This window comes from Massilia sp. TWR1-2-2 (assembly GCF_049897565.1).
Lineage (GTDB): Bacteria > Pseudomonadota > Gammaproteobacteria > Burkholderiales > Burkholderiaceae_D > JAFCUW01.
Genome location: NZ_JAFCWM010000012.1, coordinates 169,101 through 181,171, shown reverse-complemented (window position 1 = coordinate 181,171; position 12,071 = coordinate 169,101). Strand labels below are relative to the sequence as shown.

At 66.6% G+C, this 12,071-nt stretch carries 16 protein-coding genes and 1 pseudogene; 1 reads left to right on the top strand and 16 read right to left on the bottom strand.

Going from position 1 to position 12,071, the window contains the following annotated elements; translation table 11 throughout:
• The 12 genes and pseudogenes from ACP7DD_RS13810 to dctP all read right to left on the bottom strand — a co-directional run.
• On the bottom strand, positions 1–288 hold a 288-nt coding region (locus tag ACP7DD_RS13810; RefSeq protein WP_426175389.1), incomplete at its 3' end, for a transposase.
• A 77-nt stretch (positions 289–365) separates the two neighbouring features.
• Positions 366–497, bottom strand: a pseudogene (locus tag ACP7DD_RS13805) (IS481 family transposase); the annotation flags it as partial.
• Positions 498–1,394, bottom strand: a complete 897-nt coding sequence (locus tag ACP7DD_RS13800; protein WP_426175381.1) for an ACP S-malonyltransferase — start codon at positions 1,392–1,394, stop codon at positions 498–500.
• On the bottom strand, positions 1,391–2,287 hold the full coding sequence (mdcB, locus tag ACP7DD_RS13795) for a triphosphoribosyl-dephospho-CoA synthase MdcB (RefSeq protein ID WP_426175380.1): 897 nt from the start codon (positions 2,285–2,287) through the stop codon (positions 1,391–1,393). The genes ACP7DD_RS13800 and mdcB overlap by 4 nt, the downstream gene beginning before the upstream one ends.
• A complete protein-coding gene (gene mdcG, locus ACP7DD_RS13790; RefSeq protein WP_426175379.1) occupies positions 2,284–2,928 on the bottom strand; it encodes a malonate decarboxylase holo-[acyl-carrier-protein] synthase in 645 nt (214 codons plus the stop codon). The genes mdcB and mdcG overlap by 4 nt, the downstream gene beginning before the upstream one ends.
• On the bottom strand, positions 2,912–3,628 hold the full coding sequence (mdcE, locus tag ACP7DD_RS13785) for a biotin-independent malonate decarboxylase subunit gamma (RefSeq protein WP_426175378.1): 717 nt from the start codon (positions 3,626–3,628) through the stop codon (positions 2,912–2,914). The genes mdcG and mdcE overlap by 17 nt, the downstream gene beginning before the upstream one ends.
• Positions 3,628–4,524: a biotin-independent malonate decarboxylase subunit beta gene (locus tag ACP7DD_RS13780; RefSeq protein ID WP_426175377.1), complete on the bottom strand. Its 897-nt coding sequence runs from the start codon at positions 4,522–4,524 to the stop codon at positions 3,628–3,630. Before ACP7DD_RS13780 ends, mdcE begins: the two co-directional genes overlap by 1 nt.
• Positions 4,521–4,841: a malonate decarboxylase acyl carrier protein gene (mdcC, locus tag ACP7DD_RS13775; protein WP_426175376.1), complete on the bottom strand. Its 321-nt coding sequence runs from the start codon at positions 4,839–4,841 to the stop codon at positions 4,521–4,523. Before mdcC ends, ACP7DD_RS13780 begins: the two co-directional genes overlap by 4 nt.
• 9 nt (positions 4,842–4,850) lie before the next feature.
• The gene (gene mdcA / locus ACP7DD_RS13770) at positions 4,851–6,518 is read right to left on the bottom strand and encodes a malonate decarboxylase subunit alpha (RefSeq protein ID WP_426175375.1); all 1,668 of its coding nucleotides are present in this window, start codon (positions 6,516–6,518) and stop codon (positions 4,851–4,853) included.
• A complete protein-coding gene (locus tag ACP7DD_RS13765; protein ID WP_426175374.1) occupies positions 6,518–7,867 on the bottom strand; it encodes a TRAP transporter large permease in 1,350 nt (449 codons plus the stop codon). The genes mdcA and ACP7DD_RS13765 overlap by 1 nt, the downstream gene beginning before the upstream one ends.
• Positions 7,864–8,418 carry a TRAP transporter small permease gene (locus ACP7DD_RS13760; protein WP_426175373.1) on the bottom strand — a complete coding sequence of 185 codons (555 nt, stop codon included), beginning with the start codon at positions 8,416–8,418 and terminating at the stop codon, positions 7,864–7,866. Before ACP7DD_RS13760 ends, ACP7DD_RS13765 begins: the two co-directional genes overlap by 4 nt.
• Entirely contained in the window at positions 8,415–9,431 is a 1,017-nt protein-coding gene (gene dctP / locus ACP7DD_RS13755) for a TRAP transporter substrate-binding protein DctP (RefSeq protein WP_426175372.1), read from the bottom strand. Before dctP ends, ACP7DD_RS13760 begins: the two co-directional genes overlap by 4 nt.
• Before the next feature lie 176 nt (positions 9,432–9,607).
• Between dctP and ACP7DD_RS13750 the strand changes: the two genes are divergently transcribed.
• Positions 9,608–10,270 carry a GntR family transcriptional regulator gene (locus ACP7DD_RS13750; RefSeq protein WP_426175371.1) on the top strand — a complete coding sequence of 221 codons (663 nt, stop codon included), beginning with the start codon at positions 9,608–9,610 and terminating at the stop codon, positions 10,268–10,270.
• Here the strand turns inward: ACP7DD_RS13750 and ACP7DD_RS13745 are convergent.
• Genes ACP7DD_RS13745 through ACP7DD_RS13730 form a run of 4 tightly spaced genes read right to left on the bottom strand, consistent with a single transcriptional unit; the run spans position 10,267 to position 12,011 of the window.
• Positions 10,267–10,491: a hypothetical protein gene (locus ACP7DD_RS13745; RefSeq protein ID WP_426175370.1), complete on the bottom strand. Its 225-nt coding sequence runs from the start codon at positions 10,489–10,491 to the stop codon at positions 10,267–10,269. The two genes, ACP7DD_RS13750 and ACP7DD_RS13745, sit on opposite strands and share 4 nt — an antisense overlap.
• A 10-nt stretch (positions 10,492–10,501) precedes the next feature.
• A complete protein-coding gene (locus ACP7DD_RS13740; protein WP_426175369.1) occupies positions 10,502–11,425 on the bottom strand; it encodes an alpha/beta fold hydrolase in 924 nt (307 codons plus the stop codon).
• Positions 11,422–11,625 carry a helix-turn-helix transcriptional regulator gene (locus tag ACP7DD_RS13735; RefSeq protein ID WP_426175368.1) on the bottom strand — a complete coding sequence of 68 codons (204 nt, stop codon included), beginning with the start codon at positions 11,623–11,625 and terminating at the stop codon, positions 11,422–11,424. Before ACP7DD_RS13735 ends, ACP7DD_RS13740 begins: the two co-directional genes overlap by 4 nt.
• On the bottom strand, positions 11,622–12,011 hold the full coding sequence (locus tag ACP7DD_RS13730) for a hypothetical protein (RefSeq protein ID WP_426175367.1): 390 nt from the start codon (positions 12,009–12,011) through the stop codon (positions 11,622–11,624). The genes ACP7DD_RS13735 and ACP7DD_RS13730 overlap by 4 nt, the downstream gene beginning before the upstream one ends.
• Between the last annotated feature and the right edge of the window lie 60 nt (positions 12,012–12,071).

The following is a 12,071-nucleotide window of genomic DNA, read 5'->3' as shown; positions in this document are numbered from 1 at the left end:
GGTGTTGGCCGCGATGTAGCGAAATGCCACCGAATCATACGTCGCGCGCTCGATCTTGCGGCTCGAAGGGATTCCCGTCGAGTAACCGTAAATTAGCAAACCCAACAGCACTGCCGGGTGATCGGCCGCCGATCCGCGGCCGGCATACTGTCGCGTTAGCTCAGTCAAATCGAGACGATCAATGACTTCGACAATAAAGCGTGCCAGATGATTCTCGGGCAGCCAGTCCTGCACCGAGGGCGGAAATAGAAAATCTGTTTGTCGATCTACTGGAATGAAACTGCTCATCGTCGCCTCGCTCATGCTTACTCATCGGTAGCTGCCATTTTACCGGCATGAGGATTTTATTTCGAGGACAAAGTCCGACAGGCTGCTAGGCCAGCGCGTGAGACCGACCGAGTTGATGACCTCACCGTCACGGCGAGCAGGTCATCGCAGCACGGCAGGAGCGTCTTGCGCAGCTCGACGACGATGAGTCCCTGGTACGGCGTCAGCGATTAGCCGGCCTGGCGTTCGAGCCAGGCGACGATGCCGTCAAGGCTGCGAAAGTCCGCCACCGAGCGGCACGCGATGTGCGGGTGACGCGCCTGCAGCATGCGCGCCAGCGCGGCGCCGGGCCCCAGTTCGAGCGCCACCGTCATGCCGGCTTCCGCGGCGGCGTCCATGCAGTCGCTCCAGACGATCGTTTCGCTCAGCTGGCGCGACAGCGTCTCGACGGCGCGTGCGTGGCCAGTGATGGCCTCGGCGCCGATGCCCGAAAGGACAGGGCACGCCGGCCGGTGAAACGGCGTCGCCAGCAGCGCCGCGGCAAACGGCGCCACCGCCGTCGCCATCAATGCTGTGTGCGACGCAATCCCGACCGGCAGGCGCTGCAGGCGGCCGCCAGCCGCGCCAACGGCCTGCTCGAGCGGCGCGAGCGTGGCTTCACGTCCGCCGGCGATGCAGGTATCGAGACCGGTGATGATGGCGACGTCGAAATCGGCCGCGGCGACCAGCGCGCGCGCCGGCTCGAGCGGCACGCCGCCGATGGCGACCAGCGCCTGCGCTTCGGTCACGGCGCCGCTCATCAACCGGGCGCGGGTGGCGGCAAGCGACACGGCGGCGGCCGGATCGAACGCGCCGGCCACGCCATAGGCCGACAGTTCGCCGACGCTGTAGCCGGTCACCAGGTCAGGCGGCATGACACGCTGGCGCAGCGCTTCCCACATCGCCAGCGTGGCGCCGACGATCGCCGGCTGCGCCACGCGGTTGTCGAACATGGTCGCCGCATCGGCGGAGGACAGGCCACAAGCATCGAGCATGGCGGCGGCGCCGGCGTCGGTGCGCGCGAGCTCGTACATGGCGCCATGCTGGCCGCCCTGGCCGGGACAGAGCAGCAACAGGCGCGCGCTCACGGCCGCGCGACCGCGTGCACCAGGCAGGTGGCGGCCAGCAGGTCGGCCGCACCGCCGGGCGAGAGTTTTTGCGCCGTCAGGGTGCGGTGGCACTCCAGCGCGTATGCGCGCCAGTCGCCATGCGCGGTGCCGCCCATGGCGACGAAGTCCCCGGCCAGGCACCTCACCGTCGCGGCGCCTTCCTGGCCGCCCCGGTAGAACACATTGGTGTCGCTGACGTGGGCCATCAGCGCGAACAGCGCATCGATGCGGGCGTTGTGCATGCCGCGGCCGGCCGCCAGGGTGAGCCGCAGCGCCGGCAGGCCGACCTCGAACACCGACGGCAGACCGAGGGCGCCTTCTTCGCGCGCGCCGCTGGCGGCGTGACGGTCGGCGACCTGCAAGCCATGCGATGCGGCGCCGCCCGGGCGCGTGTGGGCGGTCAACTCTTCGCCCCAGCGAATCAGCATGACGGCGCGCAGCGATTCGGCGCCGGGGGCAATGGCTTGCGCCTTGGCGCGGCCGATCGCCGCGCACAGCATGCCCAGGCTGAAGATGGCGCCGCGGTGCGTGTTGATGCCGGCGGTGGCGCGCAGCATGCGCGCCTCGGCGTCGATGCCGAGCTGCCTGAGGACGGCGAACGGGGCATCGTCGAAGCCGGCGCGGCAGATGGCGGAAAAATAATGGCGCAGACTGAACATGCTGCGCATGAAGGTGGCGGCGTTCATGTCGGTGTGGCTGCCGTTGTCGACCAGCGAGACCAGGCCCGGCTTGGGGTACAGCACCAGTTCGGCGTGCAGGCAGCCGACGGCGATGCGCGCCGTCTCGGCGCAGAAACGACGCAGCGCGGCGGGGTCGGGCACAGCACAGCGCAGCGCCTTGCACTCGGCGTGCGCGCGCGCGTGCTGGTTCATTCCGCCTCCAGGGTTGCCAGCAGCTGCTCCATCGGGGCGAGCCGCACGCCCGCGGCATCCTTGACCAGCACGCGCGCCTTGACCGCGCCGGCGCTGAGCCACTCCTTCCAGGACACCGCGGCGCCGCTTGGGAACACCATTTCGCCGTCGAGCGGCAGCACGGCGGCGTACCGCTCCAGCAGCGCCAGCCCGGCGCGAAGGGCGTTGCCGTCGGTGGGGAAGAACAGCAGGTCGATGTCGGACGTCGCCGTCAGATAGGCCAGGCCGGTGGCCGCCTGCATGGCGAGCGAACCGTAGGCGCGCAGCGGCATGCTGTCGGCCAGCACGTTGAGTGCCTGGCGCCAGCGCGGTGGCGCCGCGGCCGCGGCGTCATCGAGCGCCAGCGCGCCGATGCGGCGGGCGACGTGCGCGGTCGGCACGGTAAAGGCGATGCGGCCCTTGACGCCGTCGCTTGTGGGCGGCAACGGGATGCCGAGGCTAACGTGCTGCGGCGCCAGGCCGGCGTCGGCGCGCCGCACGACGGCGGGCCAGTCCTCGCGCCGCCATTGGTCAAAGGCGGCGTGCTGGCCGGCTGCGGCGCCGGCGAACGCGGCATCCCAGCCGCGGCCGGTCAGCCACACAAGGTCATGGCGGCAGAACATCGCTGTCGGCCAGGATGGCGTCGATGACGCGCTGGGCCAGTTTGCGGCCGCCGCGCGCCTGGCCGAGCAGGCTGCGCAAGTCGCCGCCGCTCGCTGCGGCCAGCGCGTGCTCGAGCTGCGCGGCGAGGTCGCCGCTCCAGATTTCCTGCAGCCCGCCCATGCGCAGGTAGTTGACCGGGCCAGGCGCGAACACCGGGTTGTCGACCGAGAGCTCGATGAGCCGTTCTTCGGGGACTTTGGTGATGCGCGCCATGGCGGGCAGGCCCATGACGCGGATGCTGGCGTCGGGCAGCGCGTAGCAGGCGTCGGCCATCAGGCCGCTGGTAATGAAACCGCCCGACAGCGCCTGGTCGTACACCAGCGCGACGATCTTGTGACCCTGGCGGCGCGCCAGTTCGACGCATTTTCCGAGGTGGGCCATGTAGCTGTTGATGCCCAACATTTCGTCGCGGTGGCGCAGGCGCTGGCCCTGGGTGTCGACCAGCATCAGGATCGGCCGGCCGGGATGCTGGCGCACGGTCGCCAGCACGAAGCGCGCCTGTTCGAGCGCGATCTCGATGCCGATCGGCGCATGGCCGGTGGTGCCGACGACGGCGACGGTGTGGGCGCCGGCCTGCGCGCTGCCCGACAAGAAATTGTCCGCTTCGGTGATCGCGTGCCCGCGCGGGAACAGCTGCGCGGCCAGTGTTTGCCAGTCCATCAGCGGCCTCCGATTCGGTGGGCGCCGACGGCGGCGACAAACTCCGACGCTTCGAGCATGGCAATGGCGTCGGGCTGCTCGACGCCGAGGGCTGACCAGACCTCGAGCGGGTCGGTCATGGCGCCGAAGCGGTCGACGCGCTCACCCAGCATGGCTTGTTCTTGTTCGAGTTCGTCCAGGGTCAGGGCGGTGGGCTGCTGGCGGCACGCGGCCATGGCGTCGATCGCCCCCTGGCGGAACGCGGCAACCGAGTCGGCGACCACCATCTGGCAGTCGCCCAGCAGGTAGCGGTGCTTGCCGCCGGTGGTGCGCCACACCAGGGCGCGGTCGCGCGAGTCGAATTCTTCGACGCCGCTGGCCGTTTCGATGACCTCGGGGCCGGACATGGCGAGCCGGCCTTCTTCCGACATCACCACGGCGTTGGTGCAGCGGGCGACGATGCCCATGCCGCCAAAGACGCCATTGGAGCCGCCGGCCAGAGTGATGACGGCGATGCCGGCGTGGCGGGCGTCGAGCACGGCGCGCATCACTTCGGACACGGCAATCAGACCCGCGTTCGCTTCGTGCAGGCGCACGCCGCCCGTTTCCATCAGCAGCAGCACGGCGCCGACGCGTTCTGCGATGGCGCGGCGCAGCAGGCCGACGAGCTTGGCGCCGTGGACTTCGCCGACGGCGCCACCCATGAAGCCGCCCTCCTGCGCGGCGGCGAACACCTTGTCGCCATTTAACAGTGCCTGGCCGACGACGACGCCGTCGTCGAACGAGACGGGCGCGTCGAGCTGCGCCAGATGCGGGCTGATGACGCGCGATGACGGCGGCAGAAATTCGCGGAAGCTGCGGGCATCGAACAGGCGCGCGATGCGCTCGCGCGCGTTCGATTCGAGGTAGCTGCTCATGGCGCGCCTGTCAGCATCGTTTCAACCGCCTGGTCCAGGCGCAGGCTGACCACGGCGGGCGTGGCGCCCATGTCGTTGATGGCGATGCGGGCGTCGGCCAGCTGCCAGCGCTGCTGGAAGTCCTGCATCACCGCCTGCCAGGTGGCGCCGAAGCCGATTGCGGCGGTCTTGATTTCGATGGTGCAGGCGCCCCTCTGCGGGGCCGACTCGATCAGCACTTCGAGGTTGCCCGAACCGACCACGCCGACCACCTGCGGCTGCGGCTGCGCCGGCAGCGGCCGGGTGCCGTTCTCAAACCGATATTCCAGAGTTTCCATATTGGTTCCTTACCAGTTGCGGAAGCGGCGCGGCGGCGCGTACAGGCCACCCGATGCGCGCACCAGGTCTTTCATGTTCTTGGCGGCGAGCAGGTCGCGCGTGGCGAGTCGCTTGTCGACGCCGATGTCTTCGGCGCGCTGGACGATGCCGCGGTCGCGCAGATTTTCGACCATCCGCTTGTCGCGCGCCATGCCGACCGGCGTGTAGCCGGCGACGCCGCGGATGGCCTGTTCGCGTTCTTCGTCGGTGCGGCACAGCAGCAGGTTGGCGATGCCTTCCTCGGTCAGGATGTGGGTGACGTCGTCGCCGTAGATCATGACGGGCGGGATTTCGAAGCCGGCCTGCTCGGCCAGGGTCCAGGCGTCGAGCCGATCGACGAAGGCCGGCTGCATGTGCTCGCGGAAGGTTTCGACGATCTGCACGACCAGCTTCTGGCCGCGCGGGATGGTGTTGCGGCCTTCGCGCGCCTGGCGGCCGGCCTTCAGCCATGCCGGGCTGGCGTGGCGGCGGCCGCGCGCGTCGGCGCCCATGTTGGGGGCGCCGCCGAAGCCGGCGATGCGCCCGGCGGTGGCGGTCGACGAGTTACCCTGCATGTCGATCTGCAGGGTCGAGCCGATGAACATGTCGCAGGCGTAGTGGCCGGCGGCCTGGCTCATGGCGCGGTTGCTGCGCATGCTGCCGTCGGGGCCGACGGCGAACACGTCGGGCCGGGCGCGGATGTATTCTTCCATGCCCAGTTCGGAGCCGAACGAGTGCACCGTCTCGACGAAGCCGGCTTCGATGGCGGGAATCAGGGCCGGGTGAGGATTGAGCGCCCAGTGGCGGCAGATCTTGCCCTTCAGGCCGAGCGACTCGGCGTAGGTGGGCAGCAGCAGTTCGATGGCGGCGGTGTCGAAGCCGATGCCGTGGTTGAGCCGCTGGACGCCGTATTCGGCGTAGATGCCCTTGATGGCCATCATCGCCATCAGCACCTGGATTTCGGAGATCTGGGCAGGGTCGCGGGTAAACAGCGGCTCGATGTAATAAGGGGCCGGCGAGCGGACGACGAAGTCGACCCAGTCGCCCGGGATGTCGACGCGCGGCAGCACTTCCATGATGCGGTTGACCTGGACGATGACGATGCCGTTCTTGAAGGCGGTCGCTTCGACGATGGCCGGCGTGTCTTCGGTGTTCGGACCGGTGTAGAGGTTACCGTGGCGGTCGGCTGCCTCGGCGGCGACGAGGCACACGCGCGGCGCCAGGTCGATGAAGTAGCGGCTGAACAGTTCGAGGTAGGTGTGGATGGCGCCGATGTTGAGCTGGCCGGAGGCGACCAGCCTTGCCACGCGCCCGGCCTGCGGACCGGAGAACGAGAAATCAAGGCGCGAGGCGATGCCGCGCTCGAACACGTCGAGGTGCTCGGGCAGCGCCAGCACCGACTGCAGCATGTGGATGCCGTTGACGCGCGCAGGATCGAGACCGGCCAATGCCTTGGCGAGGAAGTCGGCCTGCTTCTGGTTGTTCCCCTCGAGGCAGACACGGTCGCCGCATTCGATCACGCTGTGCAGCAGGTCGCCGATGCGCGATGCCGGCACCGACTTGCCGTCGAGGGCGGCGCCGACCGCCGCCCTGGCGCGGCCCACCCGGGCAGCGCGATTGGCCTGCAGGGTGTTCCAGGCTTTCTGCGGCGCGCTCATTATTTCGCTCCCATCATCATGTCCGGCAGGGCGGTGGCGATGCCGGGGAAGACGCACAGCAGGAACACGGCGACGAACATCAGGCCGACGAACGGCATCACGCCCCAGATGACGTCCTTGAGCGGTATGTCGGGCGCGATGTTCTTGATGACGAAGATGTTGAGCCCGACCGGCGGATGGATCAGGCCCATCTCCATGACGACCGTCATGACGACGCCGAACCAGATCAGGTCAAAGCCGGCGGCCTTGAGCGGCGGCAGGATGATCGGCGCGGTCATCAGGATGATCGACACCGGCGGCAGGAAGAAGCCGAAACCGATCACCATCAGCAGGATCACGGTGACGAGCAGCCAGCGTGACAGGTGCATGTCGACCACCCACTGGGCGGCGGACTGGCTGATGTGCAGGTAGCTCATCACGTATGAATAGAACAGTGACATGCCGATAATCAGCAGCAGCATGGTCGATTCCTTGATGGTCGAGGTCAGTATCGGCGCCAGGTCTTTCGGACGCCATACGTTATAGACCACGGCGATCAGCACAAGTGCCAGCAAGGCGCCCAAACCAGCCGTTTCCGAAGGCGTGGCGTAGCCGCCGTAGAGCGCGACCATCACGCCGATCAACAGGATGATAAACGGCAGCACGCGCGGCAGCATCTCGACTTTTTCACGCAACGTGAAATGCTCGGTCTCGAGGTAGGCGGACTTGACGCCGCCGGCTTCGTAGACGGCGTAGGCGATGCGGTATTCCTTGCGGGCGCGGTAGACGGCGTAGCCGGCGAACAGCCCGACGAGCAGCATGCCCGGCCCGATCCCGGCGAGGAACAGGCGGCCGAGCGACTGCTCGGCGGCGACGGCGTACAGGATCATCGTGATCGACGGCGGCAGCAGGATGCCAAGGGTGCCGCCGGCGGCGATGATGCCGGCCGCGAAACCGGGCGAATAGCCGCGCTTGCGCATTTCGGGAATGCCGGCCGAGCCGATCGCCGAGCAGGTGGCGGGCGACGAGCCGGCCATCGCGGCGAACAGCGCGCAGGCAAAGACGTTGGCGATGCCAAGGCCACCTGGCACCTTGTGCAGCCAGGTGTGGATCGCCGAGTAGAGGTCCTTGCCGGCGGGGGACTTGCCGATGGCCGCGCCCTTCAGGATGAACAGCGGGATCGACAGCAAGGTGATCGAGGCCATCTCCTCGTACACGTTCTGGGTGACCGTGTCGAGCGAGGCGGCCGGCATGAAGAAGTACATGAAGCCGGTGGCGACGACGCCGAGCGCATAGGCGATCGGCATCCCGGAAAACATGACCAGCAGCGTAACGACGCCGTACAGGGCGCCCAAAGTCAGGTCGCTCATGGGACGCTCCGGCGGTTGGTGAAGTGCGTCAGTACCTGCACCAGAATCTGCAGCGCGAGCAAGGTCATTCCGAAGGCCATCATGCCGTAGGGGATCCACAGCGGCGGCGCAAAGGTCGAGGAGGTGGTCATGCCGTCGACCCAGGCTTCATGGAACAGCGTCCAGGATTTCCAGGAGAAGAAGGCGCAGAACAGGAAGGAGATGACGTCGACGAAGAACTGGCGCGCCGCATTCACCCGCGGCGACAGCAATGCCGACAGCGCCTCGATGCCGATGTGGCCGCGGTAGGACTGGACGTAGGCGCAGCAGAAGAAGGTGACGCCTACCAGCATGAAGACCGAGGCCTCGTCCTGCCAGTCGGTGGGCACGTTGAAGAAATAGCGGCTGACCACGGAGTAGGTCAGCACCAGCGCGGTGACGATCATCGCGCCCATCGACAGCTTCAACAGCAGGGAGTTGAAGCGATCGAGCAGCAGCGAGAAGGTGGCGAGCACCGGGTTGTGCGGAACGGCCGGCCCCTTTGCCGGCTCGAGTTCGAACCCATGACTCACAGTGTCTTCTCCGCCAGCGCGAGCAGCTTGGCGCAGTTGTCGTTTTTCTCGGCGTAGTCTTTCCAGGCAGTTGTCCGGGCGATTGCCTGCCACTTCTTGACAGTGGCGGCGTTCATGTCGACGACCTTGGCGCCGGTCTTCGTGTACACGGCGGCGACCGCGGTGTCGTCGGCGACGGCGGACTTGCGGCCGAAACCTTCCATCTCGGCGCCGACCGTCATGATGACCGATTGCTGCTCCTTGGTCAGGCGGTCGAACACGGCCTTCGACATCATCAGCGGCTCGAACATGAACCAGTAGGAGCCGCCGCGCGCGGTAGTCAGCGCCTTGGCCACTTCTTCGAGGCGGAACGAAATGAGCGACGACGAGGAAGTGAGGGCGGCGTCGATGGCGCCGGTCTGCATGGCGGCGTAGATTTCATTCGATGGCAGCGACACCACGGCGGCGCCGGCCGCCTTGAGCATCAGGTCCATCTCGCGCGAACCGCCGCGGATCTTCATGCCGCGCGCGTCTTCCGGTTCGACGATCGCCTTGGTGCGCGAGGCGACACCGCCCGCTTGCCACACCCAGCTGACGACGACGATGCCTTTTTCGAGCAGGATGCGGGTCAGTTCCTTGCCCACTTCGGCATTCTTCCAGGCGTAGGCCTGGTCGTAGGAGGTCACCAGGCCAGGCATCAGGCCGATGTTTACTTCCGGGACTTCACCGCCGGCGTATGACAGCGGCACCAGCGACATGTCGAGCGCACCCTTGCGCAGGGCCGAGAACTGGGAGTTGGTCTTCATCAGGGAGGCGCCGGGGTAGATCTCGAACTTGAGCGTGCCCTTGCTGCGCTTTTCGGCTTCGGCGGCGAACATGCGGCACAGGCGGTCGCGGAAATCGCCGTCGGTGAGCGTGCCGCCGGGGAACTGGTGCGACACTTTCAGGGTGCTCGACTGGGCGAACGCGGCGTTCATCCACAGTGGGCTGGTGGCGATTGCGCCAAGAATGGTCCTACGGGTGAATACCGACATGTCATCCTCCAAGATGGGGTTTTGCTACCGAGTGAATCAACATTCATCCGCCTGCAGGGTGCAGTCGTATGCATTGTTCGTCTTTATGTATACAAGATTAAACGATAAAAATACATTGTCAAGACAATTTGATGACTATAATGCAGCGTTCTAAACAAAGTCCTGGATCACACCACATGAAAAGCCGTTCCGAAATCCTGCGCGAATCGATCGAAGAAATGATCGCGGTAGGCGAATTCGCGCCCGGCGAGCATCTCGATGAGACTGAACTGGCGGCAAAATTCGGTGTGTCGCGCACACCGATCCGTGAAACGCTGATCCAGCTGGCGTCGATGGGCTTGGTGGTGATCCGGCCGCGGCGCGGCGCCCTGGTGGCCGAACTGGGGCCGCAGCAGCTGGTGGAGATGTTCGAGATGATGTCGGAGCTGGAGGCGGTGTGCGCGCGGCTGGGCGCGCGCCGGATGACGGCGGCGGAGCAGGAGGCACTGCAGGAAGCGCACGCCGCATGCAAGGAGGCCAGCGCCGCCAAGGATCCGGACGACTACTACTACAAGAACGAGGTGTTCCACTATGCGATCTACGCCGGCAGCCACAATCAGTTCCTGATCGAGCAGGCGCGCGCGCTGTCTCGGCGGCTGAGGCCCTATCGGCGCCTGCAGCTGCGGGTGCGTGACCGCCTCGGCGCGTCGTTCGCCGAGCATGATGCGCTGGTGGCGGCAATCGTCAACGGCGACGGCGAACAGGCGGCGCAATTGGCCCGCGACCACGTGATGATCCAGGGCGAGCGCTTCGCCGACCTGATGGCGTCGCTGCCGCTGCTGGCCCATCCAGCTTCCTAGTCTTCGACCGTATCCTTGCAAAGCGCGCAGGCGACGCCTTTGCGGGCCTTGGTGTAGCGCGAGCCGGTGAAGATGGCTGACGCAACCATCGCCCAGGTGACCGATTCGGTCAGTGCCTTTCCTACAGGGCGCCCGCGCAGCAGACTTGCCGCCATCAGAATCGCGAATGTGATGGCGACGACCAGGCAGAAGCGGCCAATCCAGAACCGAGTGCTTTTCATGTGCCTCTCCTTACAGCGATTTGAGGAAGGCGCGCAGCGCGTCGGCTAGCATCTGCGGCTGGTCGATCATGACGAAATGGCGCGCCGCTTCGATCGATACGACCTTCAGTTTCGGCGTGCCGGCCATCAGCGACGTGTAGTAGGCGGTCTTGGCCTCGCGCGTCAGGCCCATTTGCGACGAATCCGGTTCGAAGTAGGGCGCGACGAGCAGCACGGGAACGGCGATGCCCGGCAGCGCAGGACGCAGGTCGAGTTCCACCGCTTCGCCCATGGCGGCCAGCATGGCGCCAGGATCGCTGCGCGCCGACAGTTTAGCCAGTTCGTCGGCGCGGGCCATGTCGGTGACGCCGATGCCGCGCATGTACTGCTGCTGCTGAAGTGCGAACGCCTGCTGGTCGGACACCGGCATGCGCGCCTTGAACCCGGCCGCCAGCGCGGAGCGCTGGTCGGCCGGCGCCATCTCGGTGCCAGGGAAGACAGGCAGGCCGTCGATGGCGACCACGCCGCGCACCAGGCTTGAATCGTGCGCCGCGAGCGTCATGGCGATCACCGCACCGATGCTGTGCCCGACGACCACCGGACGATCAAGTTTGCGTGACACGATCAGCTGGCGCAAGGACTGCTGGGCGCCATCGAGCATTTTGCCGGCAACCGGCTTGCGGCCAACGAAGCCGGGCAGCGTGACGACATACACCACGTGGTCGGCGCTGAACTGGCGTATCGTGTCCTGCCACACCCAGGCGCCGCTGCCGAGGCCCGGCAACAGGATCAGCGGCGTGCCGCGCTGGCCGTGGCGTTCGACCAGCAAGGTGCCGGCTTCGAAACGCTCAGCGGGCACGATGTAGGCGGCGTAGCGGTTGGCGGGCGGCGGCGAATCGGCGGCGAAGCCCGGTGCGGCGGCCAGGGCGAGGGCGAACAACAGTGCTGCTTTCATTTGGACTCCTGGTCAGGTGTGAAAATCGATTCGATGGAACGGGCAAACAGCTTCGAGATGGCAAAGGCGAGCGGCAGGCTCGGATCGTAGCGGCCGGTCTCGAGTGCGTTGACGGTCTGACGCGACACCTCGAGCAGGTCGGCCAGGTGCGCCTGGCTCCAGCCCTGTTCGGCGCGCAGCTCGCGGATGATGTTGTTCATCGCTTCAGCAACCAGCGGCCGAGGCAGACCAGCATCCAGGACGCGCCCATCAGCGGCCACACCGCAAACATCGACAGGCGCGGAAAGCCGGCGGTCTCGAGGAAGCCATAGCTAAATGTCACGGCGGCGGTGATGGCGGCGGCGATCGCAAACGTCTCGAGCAGGCTTTGGCGCATGAATTCGTCGATGCGGCGAACGTGGCGTGCGATCGTCCAGATCATCAGGCCGAAGCCGATCACCGGCGACAACAGCACGGCGGTGCGCAGAACGCCGTCAGCCATCGGCCGGCCCAGCCAGTTGGCGCCAAACAGCAGCACGGCATAGACGACGAACGACAGTGCGAGTTCGCGGTGGTAAGTGCGCATGACCTTCTTTTCGTGCTGCATTCTGATGTCCCTGGTTGTAAAGTATGCTTTACATAGTAGGCAAGTCGGTCGACGATGTCA